General features: G+C 42.5%; 20 protein-coding genes. 10 read left to right on the top strand and 10 right to left on the bottom strand.

The genetic code is table 11. The features are described from left to right. The first annotated feature begins 23 nt into the window (after positions 1–23). Together glnG and AB4153_RS17875 are read left to right on the top strand one after the other, a co-directional pair. On the top strand, positions 24–1,439 hold the full coding sequence (glnG, locus tag AB4153_RS17880; RefSeq protein WP_102526768.1) for a nitrogen regulation protein NR(I): 1,416 nt from the start codon (positions 24–26) through the stop codon (positions 1,437–1,439). A 122-nt stretch (positions 1,440–1,561) separates the two neighbouring features. Beyond that, positions 1,562–2,074, top strand: coding sequence for a gluconokinase (locus AB4153_RS17875; RefSeq protein ID WP_371998290.1), 513 nt, complete (start codon positions 1,562–1,564; stop codon positions 2,072–2,074). A 126-nt stretch (positions 2,075–2,200) separates the two neighbouring features. Here AB4153_RS17875 and AB4153_RS17870 read toward each other — a convergent pair whose 3' ends face one another. Both AB4153_RS17870 and AB4153_RS17865 read right to left on the bottom strand, forming a co-directional pair. Next, entirely contained in the window at positions 2,201–3,073 is an 873-nt protein-coding gene (locus AB4153_RS17870) for a cation diffusion facilitator family transporter (protein ID WP_102526766.1), read from the bottom strand. Between the two features lie 66 nt (positions 3,074–3,139). After that, on the bottom strand, positions 3,140–3,643 hold the full coding sequence (locus AB4153_RS17865; protein WP_102526765.1) for a Spy/CpxP family protein refolding chaperone: 504 nt from the start codon (positions 3,641–3,643) through the stop codon (positions 3,140–3,142). A 404-nt stretch (positions 3,644–4,047) separates the two neighbouring features. Here AB4153_RS17865 and AB4153_RS17860 point away from each other — a divergent pair, with 404 nt between their 5' ends. From AB4153_RS17860 to trmL, 5 genes are all read left to right on the top strand, one after another. Next, positions 4,048–5,478 carry a cytochrome C biosynthesis protein gene (locus AB4153_RS17860; RefSeq protein ID WP_371998289.1) on the top strand — a complete coding sequence of 477 codons (1,431 nt, stop codon included), beginning with the start codon at positions 4,048–4,050 and terminating at the stop codon, positions 5,476–5,478. A gap of 337 nt (positions 5,479–5,815) precedes the next feature. Beyond that, positions 5,816–6,655 (top strand): DUF4437 domain-containing protein, encoded by an 840-nt coding sequence (locus tag AB4153_RS17855; protein WP_371998288.1) that lies wholly within the window; start codon positions 5,816–5,818, stop codon positions 6,653–6,655. 113 nt (positions 6,656–6,768) lie between these two features. Then, positions 6,769–7,455 (top strand): response regulator, encoded by a 687-nt coding sequence (locus AB4153_RS17850; RefSeq protein ID WP_102526762.1) that lies wholly within the window; start codon positions 6,769–6,771, stop codon positions 7,453–7,455. Continuing rightward, positions 7,455–8,834 (top strand): ATP-binding protein, encoded by a 1,380-nt coding sequence (locus AB4153_RS17845; RefSeq protein ID WP_371998287.1) that lies wholly within the window; start codon positions 7,455–7,457, stop codon positions 8,832–8,834. The genes AB4153_RS17850 and AB4153_RS17845 overlap by 1 nt, the downstream gene beginning before the upstream one ends. A 152-nt stretch (positions 8,835–8,986) precedes the next feature. Continuing rightward, a complete protein-coding gene (trmL, locus tag AB4153_RS17840; RefSeq protein WP_371998286.1) occupies positions 8,987–9,451 on the top strand; it encodes a tRNA (uridine(34)/cytosine(34)/5-carboxymethylaminomethyluridine(34)-2'-O)-methyltransferase TrmL in 465 nt (154 codons plus the stop codon). Positions 9,452–9,500: 49 nt separating this feature from the next. On the opposite strand, the gene AB4153_RS17835 is transcribed toward trmL, so the two are convergent. The 4 genes from AB4153_RS17835 to AB4153_RS17820 all read right to left on the bottom strand — a co-directional run bounded on the left by AB4153_RS17835 (position 9,501) and on the right by AB4153_RS17820 (position 14,386). Then, entirely contained in the window at positions 9,501–10,073 is a 573-nt protein-coding gene (locus tag AB4153_RS17835; RefSeq protein WP_371998285.1) for a hypothetical protein, read from the bottom strand. 200 nt (positions 10,074–10,273) lie between these two features. Beyond that, complete coding sequence (locus AB4153_RS17830) at positions 10,274–11,716, bottom strand: M16 family metallopeptidase (protein ID WP_371998284.1); 1,443 nt, start codon at positions 11,714–11,716, stop codon at positions 10,274–10,276. Beyond that, positions 11,713–13,041 carry a pitrilysin family protein gene (locus AB4153_RS17825; RefSeq protein ID WP_229371770.1) on the bottom strand — a complete coding sequence of 443 codons (1,329 nt, stop codon included), beginning with the start codon at positions 13,039–13,041 and terminating at the stop codon, positions 11,713–11,715. The genes AB4153_RS17830 and AB4153_RS17825 overlap by 4 nt, the downstream gene beginning before the upstream one ends. A gap of 43 nt (positions 13,042–13,084) precedes the next feature. Then, positions 13,085–14,386 (bottom strand): amidohydrolase, encoded by a 1,302-nt coding sequence (locus AB4153_RS17820; RefSeq protein ID WP_303518268.1) that lies wholly within the window; start codon positions 14,384–14,386, stop codon positions 13,085–13,087. A 240-nt stretch (positions 14,387–14,626) separates the two neighbouring features. Between AB4153_RS17820 and AB4153_RS17815 the strand changes: the two genes are divergently transcribed. Beyond that, positions 14,627–16,096, top strand: coding sequence for an ATP-binding cassette domain-containing protein (locus AB4153_RS17815; RefSeq protein WP_371998283.1), 1,470 nt, complete (start codon positions 14,627–14,629; stop codon positions 16,094–16,096). Here the strand turns inward: AB4153_RS17815 and AB4153_RS17810 are convergent. From AB4153_RS17810 to AB4153_RS17800, 3 genes are all read right to left on the bottom strand, one after another. Then, positions 16,093–16,443 carry a hypothetical protein gene (locus AB4153_RS17810; protein ID WP_371998295.1) on the bottom strand — a complete coding sequence of 117 codons (351 nt, stop codon included), beginning with the start codon at positions 16,441–16,443 and terminating at the stop codon, positions 16,093–16,095. The genes AB4153_RS17815 and AB4153_RS17810 overlap by 4 nt on opposite strands. Positions 16,444–16,472: 29 nt before the next feature. Continuing rightward, positions 16,473–17,072 carry a tRNA-uridine aminocarboxypropyltransferase gene (locus tag AB4153_RS17805; RefSeq protein ID WP_371998294.1) on the bottom strand — a complete coding sequence of 200 codons (600 nt, stop codon included), beginning with the start codon at positions 17,070–17,072 and terminating at the stop codon, positions 16,473–16,475. Positions 17,073–17,207: 135 nt separating this feature from the next. After that, positions 17,208–18,416 (bottom strand): multidrug effflux MFS transporter, encoded by a 1,209-nt coding sequence (locus AB4153_RS17800; protein ID WP_371998282.1) that lies wholly within the window; start codon positions 18,414–18,416, stop codon positions 17,208–17,210. A 380-nt stretch (positions 18,417–18,796) separates the two neighbouring features. Between AB4153_RS17800 and AB4153_RS17795 the strand changes: the two genes are divergently transcribed. Both AB4153_RS17795 and AB4153_RS17790 read left to right on the top strand, forming a co-directional pair. Then, the gene (locus AB4153_RS17795; protein ID WP_371998281.1) at positions 18,797–19,777 is read left to right on the top strand and encodes a LysR family transcriptional regulator; all 981 of its coding nucleotides are present in this window, start codon (positions 18,797–18,799) and stop codon (positions 19,775–19,777) included. A 214-nt stretch (positions 19,778–19,991) separates the two neighbouring features. Then, positions 19,992–20,336: a hypothetical protein gene (locus tag AB4153_RS17790; RefSeq protein WP_102526750.1), complete on the top strand. Its 345-nt coding sequence runs from the start codon at positions 19,992–19,994 to the stop codon at positions 20,334–20,336. A 629-nt stretch (positions 20,337–20,965) separates the two neighbouring features. Here the strand turns inward: AB4153_RS17790 and AB4153_RS17785 are convergent. Continuing rightward, positions 20,966–21,982, bottom strand: a complete 1,017-nt coding sequence (locus AB4153_RS17785; protein ID WP_371998293.1) for an IS110 family transposase — start codon at positions 21,980–21,982, stop codon at positions 20,966–20,968. Between the last annotated feature and the right edge of the window lie 130 nt (positions 21,983–22,112).

Raw genomic sequence — 22,112 nt, 5'->3', positions numbered from 1 at the left:
TTGATGGCCATAGAGGAAGTAACATGAATATAAGCGAACAAGTTTGGATCCTCGACGACGACAGTTCTATTCGCTGGGTATTAGAAAGAGCGCTACTCGGGGCTAAAATATCCACTGCCAGCTTTGCAGCTGCGGAGTCATTGTGGCAAGCATTAGAGATCTCACAACCAATCGTGATTGTGTCGGATATTCGTATGCCTGGTACCGACGGACTGACATTGCTTGATCGCTTACAAATGCACTACCCGCATATTCCAGTCATCATCATGACCGCCCATTCTGATTTAGACAGTGCCGTCAGCGCTTACCAAGCTGGTGCATTTGAATATTTACCTAAGCCATTTGATATTGATGAAGCCATCGCACTGGTTGAGCGTGCACTTACCCATGCAACGGAGCAAGTGCCAGTCCCAAGCGAAGAGCCAGAAGTGGTCAAAACACCGGAGATCATTGGTGAAGCGCCATCGATGCAAGAAGTATTCAGAGCTATCGGCCGCCTATCACGTTCATCAATTAGCGTATTAATTAATGGTCAATCGGGTACCGGTAAAGAACTGGTTGCAGGCGCTCTACACAAACACAGCCCAAGAAAAGACAGCCCTTTTATTGCATTAAACATGGCTGCCATCCCGAAAGATTTAATTGAATCAGAACTGTTCGGACATGAAAAAGGCGCCTTTACTGGGGCTGCCAACGTACGCCAAGGACGCTTTGAACAAGCTAACGGTGGTACCTTATTCTTAGATGAAATTGGCGATATGCCCCTTGATGTACAAACCCGCTTATTGCGTGTTCTGGCTGATGGTCAATTCTATCGCGTCGGTGGCCATATTGCTGTGCAAGTGGACGTGCGAATTATTGCCGCCACGCATCAAGACTTAGAGTTATTGGTGCAAAAAGGCGATTTCCGTGAAGATTTATTCCATCGCCTTAATGTCATTCGAGTCCACCTGCCACCGCTTTCACAACGTCGTGAAGATATTGCTCAACTGGCAACTCACTTCTTAGTCTCTGCAGCAAAAGAAATTGGCGTAGAACCGAAAATACTCACCAAAGAAACTGCCACCAAACTTGAGCAATTGCCTTGGCCAGGCAACGTTAGACAACTTGAAAATACCTGCCGCTGGTTAACCGTTATGGCATCAGGACAAGAAATCCTGCCACAAGACTTACCAACAGAATTACTAAAAGATCCTGTCAGTGCTGGCGAGAGAGTGAATGGCGTATCTGATTGGCAAGTCGCATTGACCCAGTGGATAGATGAGAAACTGGCCGCTGGTGAAAGTGATTTACTCACCGAAGTGCAACCTGCCTTTGAGCGAATTCTATTAAAAACAGCGCTTAAACATACTCAAGGTCATAAACAAGAAGCTGCAAAACGCCTAGGCTGGGGACGCAATACCTTAACGCGTAAATTGAAAGAACTAGAAATGGATTAACTGCAAAAGACTCACTGAAACTTAAAACAATACTCAATACTGCATTAAGGATCACAGTTGAGAACCCAGAACATAGAACATAGAACATAGAACATAGAACATCCTTAACTTAAGGAAAGTACATGACCGGTAAAACCATTATTGTGATGGGTGTATGTGCCTGTGGTAAAAGCACCGTTGGTGAAAAGTTAGCAACTCGCTTAAATGCCAAGTTTATTGATGGTGATGACTTACACCCACGTGCCAATATTCAAAAAATGGCTCGTGGCGAGCCTCTTAATGATGATGACAGGGCACCATGGTTGGAACGTGTTCGAGACGCCGCATACAGCATCGAATCGAAAAACGAAACTGCCATTATTGTCTGCTCGGCGTTAAAGCAGCAATACCGTGATACGATTCGAGACGGTAATCAACAAGTCACCTTTCTGTATTTAGAAGGCAGCTACGAGCTTATCTTGGCAAGATTGCAGGCCAGAAGCGGTCACTTTATGAAACAGAACATGGTTGATAGTCAATTTTCGACCTTAGAGAGTCCCAGCCAAGAAGCCTTAGTCGTGACCGTCAATGTCGATAATACGATTGAAAATATTGTCACTGCAGCCACTGAACAATTTCGTCAGTTAGGTTATTAATACTGATTGATGTATTGAGTATATTGAAAAACATATACCGAAAAAATGCCGCCAGCAAATTCAATTGTTGGCGGCATTTTTATATTTTGATGCGACGCATTAACTCAAATGATGCTCTTTAATAATCTAATTAATTGGATCTTGGTGAATGATCACTTCAGCACTATCAAAAGCATCTCGCAGTCGTTGTTCGGTTTTATCGGTAATTTCATGCGCCTCACGTAATAATAACGATCCTTTAAGCTCAATATGGAACTGAATAAAAGTCGTTTTACCCGCCTGACGGGTACGCAAATCATGAATGCCATGCACACGCTTATCTTGTTTGGCAATCTCGACAATCTGCTCACGAGTTGCTTCATCTAGCTCTCGATCAAGCAATGACTGAATTGAGCGATAACCTAAATCAACAGCTTGATGACCAATATATAAAGCAATCAATACCGCAAATAAGCCATCCGCCCACCACCAGCCATACTGTGCCAGTACTAACGCTAACAACACCGCACCATTTAGGAATAAGTCCGACTTGTAATGTAACGAGTCGGCTTCAACTACCGTACTATTGGTTTTAGCTAAGGCTTTCTTTTGTAGCAGCACCAAGGCAAAAGTCATGATTAAGGCAATAATCGACACCACCACACCTAAACCTGCATGGGTAACTTCCACCGGATTAAATAGGCGCTCTCCACCATAAAACATTAATAAAAATGCTGAACCTAAAATGAAGGCAGATTGGGCAAGCGAAGCAAGGGGTTCGGCTTTACCATGCCCGTAACGATGATCGTCATCTGCGGGTAAAATGGCATAGCGAATAGCAATGAAGTTAACGATGGAAGCTAATGCATCAGCAAACGAGTCGGTTAATGATGCAAGCATACTCGCTGACCCTGAATAGAGCCAAGCGAGTAATTTTATCACAATAAGGATTAGGGCTGTAGCCACTGCAGCGCGGCTAGCTAGTTTAACCCAAAAATCGTACTCTGAATCTTTCGTCATAGTAGAGGTAATCACGCATCATTTAGCAAGATAGTATCCCTCTATTATAACTGACTCTGTCAACGATTAACGACGACCTTTACTTTTAACTTTAGTAAAACGTGAGTCAAACTTCTCTTTTTGCTCATCTGTCAGTAATTGATAGATTTCGTTTTGCATTTTCATGAAGTTTTTCATGCCTTCTTTCATCTTAAGTTGCTTAGCATCAATAATGGCATCAGCTTGAGCATCGTCGAAGTTAGCATTGCTAATCAGCGCTAGCATTTCAGCTTTATGTGCTGCACGCTCTTCAGCAGATGGACGGTCAGCTTTATCTTCTTTGTACTTTTCAAAAACTGCTTTAACGTCAGTTTTCTGCGTCTCGGTTAAATCTAAAGAGCGAAGCATTTTGCGCACACTCTTATGCATGCTCTTGCCGTGGTGTTTACCGCCGCGCTCACCTTTTTGTTGAGTCTGCTCAGTTTGAGCTGTCGTCTCTGCAGTGCTCGTTGCATATACTTGGCCCGCTAATAACGCAGAAGAAGCGACAAGAGCGATTAAACTGCTTTTTACTGTTAAACGTGATTTCATAATGTCACCTATTTGTTTGCTTAATACATTCTGTGTGAATAAGTCACGACGCTTGAACACATGGGTTAACTCGCATCGCTAACTGAATTTGGTGTTGCTATACCAAGCTGACTAACAAATCCTTTGAAGTCGTTTTTGGTATGAAGCTAGTTTAGCGAATGCAATGTCAGCAAGGGTTATGTGTCGGTAAAGCTATGTAAAGATCTCAAATTCAGATACAAACTCATTTCATCAAGCAGATATGCGAGCCAGTTCACGTATATAAACAAGAATAATTTCCATACTGAACAAACAGTAATGTTTTGTATCAGAGATAACATTGATGTCTCAGTTTTCCCTCACACTTTCATCAAGGGTGCTGAGCTTCTGGTAAATTCTTTTAGGTGTATTAGTTGAGGTTATGGATGAGCAAGTTTTTCACCCGCATGATGATTTTATTTAGCCTGTTAGTTTCAGTGTCAGGCCTAGCCCAAGCAGATGAGTCTGATATTTGGGTCAACAAAACAACCGCCGAACCCTCGGTAAACTTACATTTCTTCTGGTCATCGACTTGCCCACACTGTCGTGAAGCCCATCCTTTTATTGATGCTCTTGCAGAACGTTACAGCTGGATAAACCTTGAAGACTACCTCATCAGTGAACCAGGTAATGTCGACAAGTTAATGGAAATGGGCAAACACACAGGCGTTGAGCCTAAGTCTGTGCCCTACTTTGCCGTCTGTGGCGAAGCGATTTTAGGCTATAACAGTCATGACGTAACGGGTCGATATATCCTTGAACGGTTAGAAGCTTGCTACCAACGTAATGGCGGTAACGCTCATGCAGCAAAAGATAGCCAAGATTTAATGGCAGACTTTTACGAGGATAAATCAACGGCTAACTCGCCATTATTTGAAACCTGTTCTGATGGCTCAGATCCAAACACCCCAAGTACCTGTGGTTTAGACTTAGATCCAGACACCAGTACTTCAAACCTTAATCAAGCTGATAACACGCCTCATGTGCAACCCGTAGATATTCCATTAATTGGTGCTGTACAACCCGAAAAGATGTCATTACCTGTACTGACATTGGTGCTCGCAGGTGTTGACGCCTTTAACCCTTGCGCCTTTTTCGTCTTGCTATTTTTACTAAGCATTATGGTGAATGCTGGCAGTCGCAAGCGCATGTTATTGGTCGGCGGGATTTTTGTATTTTTCTCAGGCTTTATTTACTTCATCTTTATGAGTGCATGGCTCAACCTGTTCATTCTACTAGGCGGTGGCGATGGTGGCTGGATTATCACAGGTGCAGGTTTACTCGCTTTAGTCGCTGCGGGGGTCAATATTAAAGACTTCTTCTATGGCAAAGGGGATGTCAGCTTATCGATGTCAGTTGAAAATCGAGGTAGCCTAATCAAGCGCATGGGTAAACTGTCTAAAACCAGCTCCTTGCCAACACTGATCATTGGCTCAACCATATTAGCAATCCTCGCTAATGCCTATGAGTTATTGTGTACTGCGGGTTTTCCAATGATTTACACCTCCGTATTGTCGATTTCAGGCTTAGATACTATTGAACGCTATATGTATTTAATCGCCTATAACATAATTTATGTTATTCCACTGGCGACTATTGTTATCGTATTCTCAGCAACTTTAGGTAAGCGTAAGCTGACCGAAAAAGAAGGTGAAGTGCTTAAACTCATGTCTGGCATTATGATGCTAGGTTTAGGCAGTATGTTGGTGATTAATCCTATGGCACTGCAAAACGTGGTGTTCTCAGTTGGATTAATTGCGGGCTCAATTTTATTGACGTTTATTGTGGTTAAAATTAAGCGTTATATGCAGAAATAACCCAAGGATTTATAAGCAACAGTCTTTCAATCCTTCAAAAAAAGCGAGCCTGAAACAGGTTCGCTTTTTTGTAAAAATGATAGCCTTGGTCATTTCCATAGGCCATTGCCAATAGGGAATTGCCAACAGATCATTGCCAATAGGGCATTTCCAATTAGTCAGCATCAAAAGTACAGAATCAACTGCTAAGATCGATTATCAAAAATAACACGATAGTGTTTATAGCTTTAGCCTGTTTCTTATTTAAATCTATTCACTATAATTATTCACTATAATTATTCACTAGAATTAATTGATCAATATTGTTTTGATTAAACACCACTAGCGGACTTTTATAATGAACCTATCTCCTTTCGTTATTTCTATTGCTATTTTAGGCAGCTTTTCAGCCACACAAGCGATAGCTAAAACCACTCAACTCCAATCTGAAGTCATTAGCAGCAGTGAAATTCAATGGGGATATCTAAACCCACTTCGTGGTGATAAAAGCCCTGGTGCTGCTAACCTATGGGGCGACCGCACTAAAAATTTGCCTACTGGCATGCTGGTTAAATTCAATAAAGGCTTCTCGTCGCCTCCGCACATTCACAACATTACCTATCGCGGTATTGTGATTAAGGGACAAATGCATAATGACGACCCTGATGCTGCCACTATGTGGATGCCTACTGGCTCATTTTGGACTCAACCCGCTGGCGAAAACCACATCACGTCAGCCAATGGTGAAGCCAATACGATTTTCTTAGAAATCGATAGCGGCCCTTATCTTGTCAAACCATCGGATCAGCATTTTGATAGTGGAGAAAAGCCAATTAATCTTCATGAATCAAATCATGTGTGGTTAAATCCAACTGATGTTAGCTTTATTAATGGCAATGATGTGAAAATGACTGCGTTATGGGGCAGTAACGCCGATGGACAACTTGGCGGCACTATGGTCAAAATCCCAGCTGGTTACAAAGGAGAAATCGACGTCGATGCTGAGGAGTTTCGCGGTATAGTGATTGCAGGAAATTTACAATATCAGTCAGCAGAAACAGATAACGCTAAAGCCCTTAATGCAGGCAGTTACTTCGGCTCAACGGGTCAGTTCTCACATAACATCGAAGCCGCAGAAAATGGCGCGACAATTTATATCCGCACTGATGGCAAATACCAGTTGAATACTCAACCGTAGAGGGGTTCTATCTTATTCAGGTAGCACTGACCAATTTGTAAAAGAGTGCAATGTTACTAACCTTGGTTCCTCATTCGTTATATAGTGTGGTTAATAAATGAGTGAGGATACCAATGAGTCGAATTTTATTAGTTGATGATGACGCAGGCTTGTCAGAATTATTAGCCCAACTTCTAGAACTTGAAGGGTTTGATTTAACCCAAGCATTTGATGGCCAACAAGGCCTTGATTATGCACAAAACCAAGATTTTGATTTAATCCTACTTGATGTCATGTTGCCAAAGCTTAACGGCTTTGAAGTTTTGCGTGCTCTCAGAACCCAAAAGCAAACCCCAGTGCTAATGCTGACGGCTCGTGGTGATGAAATTGACCGTGTGGTTGGCCTTGAAATTGGCGCTGATGACTACCTACCAAAACCGTTTAATGATCGTGAGCTAATCGCCCGTATGCGCGCGATTTTGCGCCGCTCAGCCCTTACCCAAGCCGATAGTGGTGAACAAGATACAATCTCTTTTGGTGATTTGAGTTTAGATCAGGCCAGACAAGAGCTTTACTGTAATGAACAGCTTATTATTCTCACGGGCACAGAGTTCTCACTACTGCACAGCTTAATTACCCAAGCCGGTGATTTGGTCACTAAAGAGCAGCTAAGTGAAACCGTATTAGGCAAAAAATTAATGCCATTTGATCGTAGTTTAGATATGCATTTATCCAATTTGCGCAAGAAGTTACCTGAGCGTAAAGATGGTCGTCCAAGGGTGAAAACCATTCGTGGCAAAGGGTATATCTGGATCCCATAATGACGTTATTACCTTCTATAAACCGTTTATTTGTTAAATTGCTGCTGGGCTTTTGGTTATGCAGTTCGTTAATCATTGGCTTTGTCGGCGTGCTGCCTTTTTTACAACAAAATCACGATCAACAGCCGCTTTCCCATAAACAAGAGCACCTTCTCAAACGAGTAGCGAAGCACTTGATCGAAGAACCAGAGCTACTGGAAAATACTCGTGCGTTAAAAAAACTCAACCGTCATCGCAGTCCTGAAGGTAAAGCGCTCAAGTTTTATATTCTTGACGATGAAAGTCGGGTCATAAATCATCAAAAAGTGCCTCGTACTTTTCGTGAATTTTTGCTGTTAAGTGAAGACCACAAAGAACCGATAAGCCATCAGTTTCGCACCGAGCTTATCTTTGGCCCATACACCTTTATCGCTGGTGAGCGTCAATACCGAGTTTACAGCCGTATCGCTGATAATCACCCTAAGCCTTGGTTTTTCTTTTTTAACGACCACAAGTTACTCACAGTCATCATTGCAATGTTGATGTCTGGTGTTTTGTGCGGATTGTTAGCATGGAACTTAGGAAAGCCACTTCGTTCACTTAAGCAAAGTTCTAATGCCCTTGCTGGCGGTGACTTATCTAGCCGAGTTGATAAAAAAGTTGCCACCCGTGGCGATGAAATTGGCGAGTTAGCACAAGCCTTTAATAGCATGGCCGACGCTATCGAAACCATGATTAACAATCAACAAAGGCTCATGGGCGATATTTCCCATGAACTAAGAACCCCACTGACGCGATTACAGTTATCCCTAGCACTTGCTCGCAAAAAAGAACAAAGCAGTGTTGAAATTGAACGTATTGGTTACGAAGCCGAGCAACTAGAGGATTTGATTTCAGAGCTACTCACCTTGTCTCGTGTCACCATCAGTAACAATGAGAATAAAGTCCATTTAGAGTTGGCTGAATCATTAAGCCAAATCCTTGATGATGCTGAATTTGAAGCCGAGCAACAGCAGAAGCAATTAGAAATTGATATCCCTGAATCAATCAGCTTAGACCACTATCCAAAATCTTTATCGCGCGCCATCGAAAACGTACTGCGTAATGCGATTCGATATGCTGATAGCAGGGTTACGATTAATGCAGTGCAAAAGAAAAGCCATATCCTGATCACCATTAGTGATAATGGTCCAGGTATTGACGACGCTGAGCTTGAAGAGATATTTAAACCTTTCTATCGCCCTGATAGTTCACGTGTTCGTGAATCTGGCGGTTGGGGTTTAGGCTTAGCCATTACTCAAGCAGCAATTAAGTTAAATCAAGGGGGAATCATTGCCAGCAACCTTGAACCACAAGGCTTACAGGTCAAGATCCGCTTACCTTTAAAAATGCTGAGTTAGTGTTGAGCTTTATTCCGCTCAACGGGTCAACGACGTACATCCCTCATTAAGCGTGATGGATTTAATCTGTTACACAGACTAAATTCATCATTTCTTTCACAGCCTAGAATGTTTGCGTATAATTCCGAGCTCACTCAATCAAGGTAACGCCCATGTTTAATATTGCTCTTTATGAACCAGAAATCGCCCCAAATACCGGCAATATTATCCGCCTATGTGCTAACAATGGCGCAAAACTTCATTTGATTGAACCACTAGGCTTTGATTTAGAAGAAAAGAAACTGCGCCGTGCAGGGTTAGACTATTCAGATTTAACCAATATTACTCGCCATAAAAACTTTGAAGCATTTCTAGAAGCCATGGCTGGTAAGCGCATCATGGCTTGCACTACTAAAGGTAGCCGCCCACACAGTGAACTTGCTTTTGAAAAAGATGATGTATTGTTATTTGGCCCAGAAACCCGTGGACTACCGATGGAGATTATTGAATCGATTCCAACCAGTCAACGTCTGCGCATCCCAATGGCGGCGAGTAATCGCAGCTTAAACCTGTCTAACTCAGTGGCCATTATTAGCTATGAAGCTTGGCGTCAGCTTGATTACGCAGGTGCTGAATAGCTCTTATATAAAATAAAGAAAAGAGTTAATCGTGACAAACATTCATGAATTATGGAGCTACAGGCCGAAGCTCTATCGCGCGAATTAACTGATATTGCTCGCTATCATCATCGAGATAGTGAGCGCTTTGACGCCACAGCCAGCTACCAGAGCTAGCTTGTTCCTCTTTATAACCGACCAAAGATTTGGGCTCAAACCTTAATCTGATTAATGCAGGGCGCTGATTCATTTGCCCTTTACCTAAAAACGTAAAGCTATTTCCCCGTTGATATAAACTGAATAATTGCTCACGATCTTCACCCACCCCATCAGTGTAGGTCAGTAACACATCATTACCTTGTGCTCTAAACCACCACACTTCACTGTTTGGGTTACTGTCGCCACGACTCACTGTCAGCATCAAATTCCGCTTGTCTGATGAGCAAATCGCCGCTGTGGTCACATGTCTTGGCGCGACACCATTTTTAGCCGCTGAACCTTCCCAATTGCCATCAAGTACCGGGCAAAACTGACTGATATCCACTTTGGCCGCTATCGCAGCAGGTGTCATTATCACGGCCATCAATACCATGGTTAACATAAGCAGATTTTTACCTGCCATTAAGACAGTTTGATACAACATCAACGGCGCAACCTTTCACTTCAACGATGAACTAGCAAGAACACTATTTTATTTCAGCTGTTTTTTCAAATTTAGGTTTTTAAAAAGCGTTATTTTTTAAGTGCATTCCGTTTGTAAGCTAATGGATTGCAATAAAAAATGCCTTTCATCTTAGATGAAAGGCATTTCCAATTAACCAGTTCAAACTTTATGGTCGTGAATTATTGACCAAAGCCGACATCCGTCATCTTAATTTGAGTCACTTCACCGTACTCTTTGGCAATGTCTGCCACTTTTTCAGCATTACCAATCAATACAAACTGCAAATTATCTTGCGGGAAGTAAGTGCTGACTAAACGCTGAGTTTCTTCTAGCGTTAAACCATCGACCTTAGCTTGGAATTGATTGATAAACGAATCATCAAACTTGTAGATATACATATCAGCCATGAGTTCAGCTAGCTGGCCACCTGTTTCAAACTTGGGTGGATACTGCCCTTTTACATATGCTTTGGCTGAATCTAACGTTTGTTGATCAATACCTTGCTCCCATAAACGCGCATAGGTTTTTAAAGCTAAATCCATTGCTTCTTTAGTGGTGCTAGATTTTGTGAAGGTACTGATTTGGAATGTGCCAGCATCAGAATAAGCATTAAAGCCTGAACGAGCACCGTAAGTAAGACCAGCATTGACACGTAACTCATCATTTAACCATGAGGTAAAACGGCCACCTAAAATGGTATTCACTACGGTTAAGCCGACATAGTCAGGGTTATCACGACGGATCCCTAAGCCACCAAAAATGAAGGTGGTCTCAATGGCATCAGGCTTATCCACCAGCAGGACTTTGCTCGATGATAACTTTGGTAAACCTTGGCTTAAATCAGGTTGCACCGCTTTTTCGGTGCCTTGCCAGCTACCAAAGGCTTGGGTTAATTTCGCTTTCATTTCAGCGGCGTCAAAGTCGCCGACAACATTAATGGCCATGTTACTTGGCTGATAATAGCTTTTGTGAAATGCTCGCAGCTGGGCAATATTAATCTCAGCTAGTGAGGTGCTATTACCTGTTGTTGGATTCGCATACGGGTGCTGGCCAAAGACCATTTTATTGTAGTATCGGCCAATTACTGCTCGTGGGCTCTCTTTAGCTTGTGATAAGCCAACAATTTCACGTTGCCTCAGTTTCTCAAATTCAGTGCTATCAAAGTCAGGCGACATGAGTACGTCTTGCATTATCGCCAGAACCGTATCTACATCCTTACTCATAAAATCAGCAGCAATTAATGTGCTTTCACGGCCTGATGCGGTATTTAAACTCGCACCTAAAAAGTCGATGGTTTGCTCTATTTCCGCTTTCGTTTTACCGCCAGCACCAAGTAATAAGCTTTTGGCTGTCATGTAAGAAACACCTGAAGTGGTGTCATTAACAGCACCTGCACGTATGACCGCATTCACATTAATAATCGGCACTTCTGACTGCACCATAAAGTTAACTTTAAGGCCATTGCCTAAGGTCATCGACTCATATTGCGGCATGCTAAAACTGCCAGTATCGACTGTTTGCGCAGTGTCATTGGTACTGGCGCAGCCTGTTATCGCTAACGAACAAGCCAGTGCTATCGCAGATGCTGTGGTATTTTTGCTAAATCTTGATAATGAAATCATTGGTCAGCTCCTTCTGTTGCAGCTAACACACCCACTGTGCGATTGGCTTTACGTAAATAAGTTTGTGCAACTCGCTGAATATCTTCAACAGTCACCTTGTTATAAGCTTCTGGCGCACTAAATAGATTTTCATAGCTACCAAAATACAGCTCATAACGCCCTAAAGTGTTAGCACGGCCATTAATGGTTTGCATGGTGCGGTAAAAATTCATTAGCTTAATGTTTTTCACTTTTTCAAGCTCATTTTGCGTAACACCTTCTAAGCTAATGCGATTAATTTCAGCAATCATATTGGCTTCTAACTGCACGGCGTCAACACCTGAATTTGCGACACCCATGAAGTAAAACAAGTTAGGGTCAAATGACATTGGCAAATAAGAAAAGACATTAGACGCGATTTGTTTATCGACCAAACCTTGATAAAGACGCGAGCTATTGCCCTCACTGAAAATGGTATTCAGTAAATCAAGAGCATAATAATCTTCATGTTTAGTAGAAGGAACATGGTAAGCCAGCATCACATTCGGTGTGCTCACAGATGCTTTTTCAACAAATACGCGGCGCTCGCCTTTTTGCAAAGGCTCGACGGTGCGTACTGCTTTAGGCGGGGTTTGTGCTGGAATAACACCAAAATATTGCTTAGCCAGTTTTTTCACTTCAGCAACTTTCACATCGCCAGCGATAACGACTACTGCATTATTCGGCGCATAATAAGTTTTATGGTATTGCTGTAAATCTTCTAAACTCCAAGCGGCGATATCTGATTCATGGCCAATCACCGACCAGCTATAAGGGTGTGCTCTAAATGCCGCACTTTTTACTTCTTCTTGGATGGTGCGCCAGTTTGAATTTTCAAGCCCTGTCGTACGTTCAGACTGCACCACACCTCGCTCGCTTTCGACCATTTCAGGATTAATATCCAAATTGGCAATTCGATCGGCTTCTAAATCAAAAATGGTTTCTAATGCATTAGCAGGGAACCAATCGGTATAAACCGTGATGTCCTCAGTGGTATACGCGTTATTCGCACCACCAGCCGCTTCCATCGTACGGTCAAACATTTTAGGGCCAAACTTTTTAGAACCGTTAAACATCATGTGTTCAAAAAAGTGTGAAATACCCGTGATACCAGGTACTTCGTTACGTGAGCCGACTTTCCAAAACAAGTACATATTGGCGTTGGGAATGCTGCTATCTTCTAGCACCATAATTTTCATGCCATTATCTAATGTAAATGTATTCACATCCTCTTGGGTGGTGGCATTTGCTGCACCACTTACCCAAGTTGTCAGTAATACCACTAACGCGGCTATTGTGCGTGTCATGATTGCTTCCTTTTATAAATTGTAAAATACGATGTTGCACTGTCTATTGCGTTGCGCCTAATGCCGTTAAGGCAACTTGTGTCATCGTTTGAACGCCAACTTTTAGTGCGCTTTCATCCACATAAAATGACGGTGAGTGATTACTTGCAACCGTGGCAGGATCTTTCCCCGCTGGGGTCACGCCAAGAAAATAAAATAAACCGGGTGTTTCTAGCGCGTAATATGAAAAATCTTCTGCGCCCGTAATCAGTCCAGGTTCAATCAAATTGTCTTTGCCTACGACACTGCGGATCACTGGGCGCATATCGGCAACGAGTTGTGGGTCATTGACCGTAACAGGGTAGCCCGCATCAATCTCGGTAATTGCTGTTGCACCCAATGTTTTGGCTGAAAGCTCTGCGATTTCAGCAAGCTTTACTTTTATCTCTGCACGCATATCTTGATCAAAAGTACGAATAGTACCAATTAGTTCCACTTCATCAGGAATAATGTTTGAACGAATACCGCCATTAATCGCCCCAAAACTGACGACAGCTGGCGCTTTGGTAACATCAACCTGACGACTAATAATGGTTTGTACGCTATTAATGATTTGCGCTGATGCCACAATAGGATCAACGCCACCCCAAGGTCGTGAACCATGAGTTTGGCGACCTTTAACGGTAATAGTGAAAGAATCTTCTGATGCCATTGCAGGGCCTGAACGGAGGCCAATCACACCAGTAGGCAAACTTGAAGTGACATGCATACCAAAGACTTGATCAGGTTTGCGCTTAGCAAATAAGCCTTCTTTAAGCATTAACTCCGCACCACCTTCTTCACCCGCTGGGGCACCTTCTTCGGCAGGCTGAAAGATAAACATCACATCACCAGCAAGGCTTGATTGAGATTTTACTAAGTTTTCAGCAACGCCCATTAACATAGCCACATGAGTATCATGACCACAGGCATGCATCACACCAACGGTTTGATTTCGGTATGTATCAGTGGCTTTTGATGCAAACGGTAAGTCCACTTCTTCAGTTACTGGCAGCGCATCCATGTCAGCGCGAATACCAATAAGCGGACCAGGCTTGGCGCCTTTTAATATCGCTACCACCCCTGTATGAGCTATGCCGGTTTGCACCTCTAAACCTAAAGATTCAAGGTGAGCTGCAATGACTTTACTGGTTCTAAATTCACGATTAGATAACTCAGGGTGTTGATGTAAGTCGCGGCGCCACTCAATCACTTTTTGTTCAACATCGGCGGCTAGCTGAGCTGCATCAGGGGTTTTAGCCAATATTGATGGGGCAAAAGTAGCAGAAAGTGTCGCAAGGCACAGTGCGAGAGTCGTGAGGCGCATAAATCATCCATGGTTATTATCGTTTTTGTTGCGATTTAATCTACAGTGTCTAGCCGAAGTTGTTAAATAATTTGTTACAGCAAGGCTGAAGAAATTGTTTCGATTTGTTTACTACGTATGCCCTCCATCTTATAAATAAACAATATTATGGCTTTATTCATCACCTTGTTATGCTTCAAATAGATAGTGTAATGGTGATTTTAAACTGACCAACAGCAAAATATTAAAGGGTTAAGGTTAATGGATATAAAGTTTAGTGAGTTTACTGCCAAGAGTTGTAATGTCAGTCTCGACATCGCTGATTGGCATATTCAAAATCAGTCATGGGCCGTTTTCTGTGCCCATAACGACATAGGTTCAGTCATTGGTGACTTATTATGTGCAAGTAATAGTACCCCTCATCAAACCATTGAAATCACCTCTGGTCGCTTACAAAAATCATCTAATAACATTGCGCAAGTTTCACTAGCAGAGCAGCAAAGGTTATTGGCTTTAGAAATTGAAAATGATGACACCGACTTTCTCAATGTAATTGATACCGGTAGCACAGTTACTCAACTTATCAGCCAGCAGATACCGCCCCAGGCAAACAGCGCGTTACTTGAAACGTTACTCACTCAGTTAGATTTGCAGCATCTTAAAGATTGTGGCTTTCGAGAGCTATCAACAGGTGAAACCCGCCGTGTCATGTTGGCTCGTGCCATTGCCTCTCAGCCGGATTTCTTAGTACTAGATAACCCATTTGCAGGATTAGATATCGACCACAGAGCATCACTTACAACTTATTTAAATCAGTTACCAATTCCCATGATGGTGATATTTTCTCGTGAAGAAGATATGCCTCAATGGATTGAACAAGTGGCGATATTCAGCCATGGGAAATTAGACACTGTTATGGATAAATCCAGCTGGAATTGTCACCCTGTTATCGGGCAAATTAAGTCGCAATCTAAGGTACAAAGTGAATTAATGCTAGCGCTGATGCAACGACACCGTCACCAAAGCAAGTTTGAAAATCCGATATTTGAACTGAAAAATGGCAAAGTCGCCTATAGTGATAAAACCATTTTCACTGACGTGAATTGGCGCATTGATAATGGCCAACACTGGCAGGTCAAAGGCCCTAATGGCTGTGGGAAAAGTACCTTATTAGGTTTGATATTTGGTGACCATCCGCAATGCTATAGCAACGATATACAGATCTTTGGCAAGCAGCGTGGTAGTGGCGAAACCATTTGGGAAATTAAACAACATATCGGCATGGTGTCATCAGCATTACATCTGCAATATCGCGTTAACTGTAGCGCTATTGATGTGATCCTCTCAGGTTTTTATGACTCAATTGGCCTTTACCAAAAAGCCACAGCCCCCCAACTAGACATGGCTAAAGATTGGTTAACGATTTTGCACATGGAAGCATTGGCTAACACACCTATCAAGCAACTAGATTATAGTCAGCAACGACTATTGTTAATCGCTCGAGCCTTGGTAAAACAACCTACATTATTAATATTAGATGAGCCCTATCAAGGATTAGATTACTTGGGGATAAGGTTAGTGAGAAATACCCTTGAGTTGATTGCACGGGAAAACTTGAGCCAGCTGTTATATGTCTCTCATTATCATGAAGATAATTTAGCTAGCATCAACAATTACTTAGAGTTTGTAGCAAATGAACTGACCGAAGGATATAAAAGCGTTATAAGTTAATCTTGCTCTTCAATTTTACGTTCTTTAGCTGCGGCTTCTTTGGCTTCGCGCAGGTATTTATCAGCGCGAGACTCTCGCTCTTTAAACTGGGCTTGGGATTTCTCTTTCTGCTCTTTTTCCCATTCGCCTGACTCTTGGCGTTCTAGAACTTCTTGCTCGCGAGATTGGGTATCGCTGGCGGCTTGTCGAGCTTTCTCTAACTGACTTTGCTCAGTCTTTTTAGAATCAATTCGGCCTTGTTCAGCTTGCTGGGATAAGGTTAGGCGTGGCTTATCATTGGCTATTGCAGTAAAAGAGATTGCGAGTATCAAACACATAAAAGCCATTGCCATCATACGGTTCAACATATTCATTATCTTCCTTGTTTTTGTTGCTGCTATTTCTCTTGAATATAGCGAGCACGCACGGCTGCAGGCATCGCATCTAACTTATGTTGCACCATTGCATCAAAGGCTGCAAACATAGGTGCAATATCCATTAATGGGTTGATAGCTTGAAGCATATACGCTGTTGCTTCTAGGGTTGATAAACTATCACTACGCTTTGCTTTGCGAATTCGATATTGCGATACCCCTTCAAACTCAATATGCAGCGCAGGTAACTCCAATAACCATGGGTTTAGCTGGAGCATTTTAAAGGCTTTGCGCCAAGTGCCATCAATCAATAAGATAATGCACTCTTCAGGGACGCCAGAGTCAGCGGCGCTTTGACTGGTTTCACTAGGATAAACTAAATAAACCGGTTTGCCTGCCTCCTTTAAATAAACTTGCAGCTCAGCAAAGTCATCCGCCGTTTCACCCACCACCACTTTCGTCGCTGGCAAGGTTAAACACAATAACTTCACCGTGTTTTTGGCATGTTCAACTTCAGAAGGATGCTGCAGCACAATCACTTCAGTCTTAATTGTCATTGGAGACAAACTGTCGCAAATACAGGTCGAGGTTGGATAGCCACAACCTTCACAAATAACTCTAATACCGCACCTCTATTAATTAATGCCGAACCATAATTTCAACGTCTATTTTAGCGTTAATGTATTATAAACAACAATGCCGCTAACTATTCGGTCAGCGGCATGATTAAGACTATTGTATCGCTTATAGTTTAAGCATTAATGCTCAGGATGAACTTGCTCCATATGCAAATGATTTAAACCTTTAAGCGACATCATCACTAGCAATAATAAAGATAGACCGCCCATCAACAAGGCAACAGCATAAGGTGCGGTTAGATCGGTCATTTGCACTAATCCAGCAAGCACTGACGCACCACTCATTTGAATACAACCTAACATTGCTGCTGCAGTACCCGCTCGCTCACCGAAGGCTGATAACGCCATAGAAGTGGCAGGGCCAAGCAAAATAGCAAAGCCAATACAAAGCAGCATCATAGGTAACATGAAACCAAAACCAGCTGCTAAACCTGATTGAGGCCCGGCTAATTGCACCACGACTTCAAGCACAGCAGCTAATAACATCATTGATAATGCCACTACCACAGCGGGGCGATTACCAATATGTTTCACTAACACTGGCGCCGCAAAACACGCTGCAATATTCACTGCAGCATTGAGTCCAAATAAACCACTAAAGGCAAGTTCACTCACCCCTAGCTCACCGATTAGCCACATAGGTGAATACGATACGTAGGTAACAATTGACGCCATTGCTACCATGCAAGTGCTGGCATAAAACAAGAAATGTGCATCACTTAACACTGGTTTATACCGAGCCCAGCGATAAAGAGCGCCGCTGGTGTCAGTATTTTCAGGACGAGTTTCAGGGAACTTCAACAGCACGATAGCTAATACGACAATGGCGTATAGCGCCATAAAGATAAAGGTTGAGCGCCAGCCAAACTGTAGTGCCAATAAGCCACCTAATGTTGGTGCTAACGCTGGTATCACACAAATCGCACCATTAAGGTAACTGTACATTTTAACGCTTTCTTTACTGCTATAGCAGTCGCGAACCGCACTAAACACCACGACAGAGGTTGAACAAGCCGCTAACCCCTGCAATACACGAGCAATTTGTAATACTTCAAACTCTTGCGCCATTGCGCCAATGAGGCTGCTGATGCCGTACAAAACAATACCAAATAGTGCAATTGGGCGGCGGCCAAAACGGTCAGCTAACGGCCCAATCAAAATCTGCCCAAGACCCATAGCAAATAAAAACAACACCAACGTCGACTGTATCTGACTACCACTTACACCATACTCAACAGCCATAGTCGGCATTGACGGTAAGTAAATATCGATGGCTAATGGGCTAAGTAGCACCATAAACATCAGTGTTGGCAGCAAGTTACGTCTCATTTTCTTTATACTCTTTCTTTATCTAGGGCCTGTTGATCTTTCGAGGTTGTTTTTGCAGCGAATTGTTGGTCATTTGTACAAGGCAGAGACTTTGTGGTGTAGTTATTCTACATAAAAAGTCGATAACGCAGTAAAAATGACCAACAAACTCTGCCCGAAGGGTTCGACTAAAAGCGTTTTACTCTTTGTTGAATGAACTTTGCTTAGATGACTAGGCATCAATTCATTCGCCTCGATTAAAACGCTTTTATTTCGAACAAAACTTAACCAGCAAAGATCAACAGGCCCTAGGTGTTAATTATGGAGCGCATTTTAGACTACTCATGGTATGAATAGAAATGGTATGATTTCCTAAGTAAATTTCCTTTGAGGAATATCACATGAATATCGATAATCTCGCCAAAATAGATTTAAACTTGCTGGTCATTTTGCAGGTATTGCTTGAAGAGCAAAGCGTCACTCGCGCAGCAAGCCGCTTACACTTAAGCCAGTCTGCGTTGAGTAAAAGTCTTAATCGCTTGCGAACCACACTTGATGATCCGCTATTCCAGCGCACAGCTCATGGTCTAAAGCCGACAGCCCATGCGGTGCAATTAGGACTGCAGTTACCGCAAATTTTACAGACCTTACATCAACTGACCCAACCACCGACATTTATACCAGCCAGCAGTCACCAGCATTTTTCGTTTTCTATGGTCGAGAGTGCCTACGAAACATTACTGCCTTATTTCATTGGCAGAATTTTACACGATGCACCTAACGTCAAACTCGACTCATATGTGTGGACCGAAAAATCAATCCAAGACTTACAACTTGGCCAAATCGATTTTGGAATTGCCGGTCGAGATACGCACCCTCAAGCTGATATAAAAATAGAGCAACTGCCTGATGGCATTGAATATCAGACCTTATTTAAAGATAAGCAAGTCTGTTTAGTGCGTAAAGATCATCCAATGTTAGACGCTATCAAACAAAAAAAATGGGATAGAGACAGCTATTTGAGCATGTCCCATGTACAAGTGCGCTGTGAAGGCAATGATTGGTGGGCATTAGATTATCACTTAGCCGATCTCAATTTGCGCCGTCGTATCAGCACTACTGTGCCAGACTTTTATGGCGCGGCGAGTATTTGTGCCCATAGCGACCTCATTTTTACTCTGCCATCGAGCTTTGCGCGGCACGCTGTCAAGTTATACCCCCTTGAAGAAATCCCGTTGCCATTTGATTTTATGCCTATGGCTTATGTGTTGTTATGGCATGAACGTAACAGCCAAGCTCCTGGACACTTGTGGCTAAGAAACATGATTTGTGAAAGTGTCGCTAAAGCAGTCAATCAAACTGAAATAAAAATGCTGAAATAAGATTAACAACAGCCATTAATACAAGTTGTTATGGTTTTTAAAACGTTGTGAGTAACTATCATAATCAAACATTAATCAGGATTAACGTGACGTTAATAGGTGTTTTATTGCACACTGAAGTTGTCATCACTGTAAAAAGTGATTTTATGAAAGACTGAAACTGTATCCATCGCCCTTTTGATACACGCTCAGCCAGCTTAATTGAGGAACATCAATGAACTTTAATCAGTTTGTAAATCAAGCACAGGTCAAACAGCGCGTTGGCACCATGCACCCATTTTTAGCACTACTGTCGATAATTGCTATCGCACTTACCACGATTGTATTGCTACCATTTTTGCTGGTATTCGCTCTAGTGAGCTTTATCGGACTTAACTTACTAGGCCGTAAATACCTAGCACCTAAAATGCAGCCAATTTTCGGAAACCGTTCACAGCAAGATGAAGTGTACCGTGATAATCCAAATGTAGAGCGCGAGCAATCATTGTATAAATCGGAAATGTTTAAACGCTCAAATCCATCATCAGGCGGCCGGACTTTCGAGCATCAAGCAGACTAAACATTCATATGGTCAGTTAACCTTGCTCCCCCCCAAGGTTAATTGGCCATGATGTTTATTAAGACGTTCAAACATTTATAGTACAAACTAAAACACCGCCAAATGGCGGTGTTTTTTTATAACCCAGATTTAAGTGTAGTCAAGAACTAAAGTCGTGGCGCTTCGCCCACACCCAACGAAAGGGAAACAACAGCATTTCCCTTTTCGATATCCCTTGCCGTTCCGGCGAAATAATCTGAAAAACGATTATTTCCAACGGAAATTTATCTAGACTGAAACCAGATTTGGTAAGTTCTTCGTCCACCATCGAAAATCACTAACGCTTCTGATGGGGCGTCCCTTCCCCTCGAAAGCTAGCCAGACATATATGGACCCATCCGGTTTGCAAGATATTTAATATCGACTTTGAGAATAGTTCATTGCACCCATATATTCGGCCTGTTATTGAGGTACTCCTCTGGCCCTGATGGATATTTGCTTCTACTTTCCTTATCATCCTTACGGCTTCTTTAGAGCCAATGCCGGGCGAAGGTTTTAAGTAGAACAGTCTGACTGTCTCATCATCAATTCAATTATCTTGGCAACTTGATGGTTGGTAAAACTAATTGTTAGCGCGTTAATGATTACTTTTATGCAGCGATACGATATTCATCTTCTCTTGCTGCTATAACCCACGCTATCCGTGCAAGCTTGTTCGCGACGGCAACACAAGCTCTGTTAAAGCCACGTCTTTCTGCAAGTGCGGTTGCCCAGCGACTAAATTTATCCCCTTTAGCCTCACTATGGTAAAGAACCGCTCTTGCCCCGTGGATAAATAGCGTTCTCAAATAAGCATTTCCTCGCTTACTAATACCAAGCAAATTATTTTTTCCACCACTGCTATGTTGCTTGGGGACTAGACCGCACCATGCTGAAAAATGTCTGCCGTTGGTAAAATCTTTACCTTCTCCAACAGCGGCATAAAATGCCGTTGCGGTGACAGGACCAATGCCAGGCACACTTTCCAAACGTTGGCATACTTGATTGTTCTTCATCTCTTGTTGAACTTGAACGTCACAACTTTTAAGCCTTCGCTCAATATCATTAAACTCTTCGTACAGTTGATAGAAAATATTTCGGCCTTTGGCTGTTAATTCGTTATCAGCATTTTCTAGAATATCAGGTAGCTTTGACCTAAAAGACGCTTTTCCTTTTGTGATAATAATGCCGTACTCAGCAAGCATCCCTCTAACCTGATTAATCAGTGCTGTCGATTGCTTGTTTAGCCTTTCTCTCATTCGATGCAACATCTGAATATCTTGTTGTTCTATAGGTTTTGGTTCTACAAAGCGCATGTTAGGCCGTTGCGCTGCTTCAGCTATCGCAAGTGCATCGTTATAGTCATTCTTATTTCCCTGTCTGTAGGGCACGACATACTGAGGCGCTATCAATTTGACTTGATGACCCACTTTCTCAAACTCTCTAGCCCAGTAATTTGCGCCACCACAGGCTTCCATCACAACAAGACAAGGTTCTATTTGAGCAAGAAAAAGTACTAACTCTTTTCGCTTAATTATCTTCTTTTTGACAAGCTTTCCGGCTTTATTAACGCCAACAAAATGAAAAACAGACTTTGCGATATCAAGACCAATTGTAGTAATGTTCATAGTGGACCCGTCCTCTTTCTGATGAGTTTTAGCAACTACATCGTGGCCCATTGCGAGGCCGATTAAAAGTGGATGGGTCCATTCCATTATCCATGCCGAGCTCACGTCAATTCACTTAACGCACTCGGAC

It is taken from the genome of Shewanella sp. 10N.286.52.E4 (assembly GCF_041468785.1).
In the GTDB taxonomy this organism is placed as follows: Bacteria; Pseudomonadota; Gammaproteobacteria; order Enterobacterales; family Shewanellaceae; genus Shewanella; species Shewanella electrodiphila.
Note: the sequence above shows the minus strand (reverse complement) of the source record. Positions and strands in the feature narration are given on the sequence as shown.